1 pseudogene is annotated in these 602 nt (G+C 68.8%); it reads right to left on the bottom strand.

Going from position 1 to position 602, the window contains the following annotated elements:
- A pseudogene (lysK, locus tag AC1DWF_RS36380) lies at nt 1-574 on the bottom strand (lysine--tRNA ligase); the annotation flags it as partial.
- Nucleotides 575-602: the final 28 nt, after the last annotated feature.

Genomic DNA, 602 nt, shown 5'->3' with positions numbered 1-602 from the left:
TCTTGGGGTGGATCGGCAGGAAGGGCGAGTAGGTGGCGCGGCGGTCCGGCCCGAGCGTGGGCAGGATCACCTGCCGGACCTCCTCGTGCAGCGCCAGCATGCGCAGCAGCGCCGCGTCGAAGCGGCCGGAGGCGTAGTAATCGGTGCTGGAGGCGAATTCGTATTCAAAGCCGAACTCGTCGAGGAAGGCACGCAGCCGGGCGTTGTTGTGCTGGCCGAAGCTGGGATGGGTGCCGAAGGGGTCGGGGATCTTCGTCAGTGGCTTGCCGAGATTCGCGGCCAGCAGCTCCTTGTTCGGCACGTTGTCCGGGACCTTGCGCAGCCCGTCCATGTCGTCGCTGAAGGCGAGCAGGCGCGAGGGCAGGCCGGTGAGTTCGGAAAAGGCCTTCCGCACCCAGCTGGTGCGCGCGACCTCGCCGAAGGTGCCGATATGCGGCAGGCCCGAGGGGCCGTAGCCCGTCTCGAACAGCGCCGCGGTTTTCCCCGTCGCAGCCAGTCGGTCGGCGAGCTTGGCGGCTTCCTCGAAGGGCCAGGCGCGAACGGTGCGGAGGGAGGGATCGGCGGACATGGGCATGGGGATGGCAGGGGGCGGGGGTATGGTC

It is taken from the genome of Aminobacter sp. P4_D5, from assembly GCF_056401815.1.
Note: the sequence above shows the minus strand (reverse complement) of the source record. Positions and strands in the feature narration are given on the sequence as shown.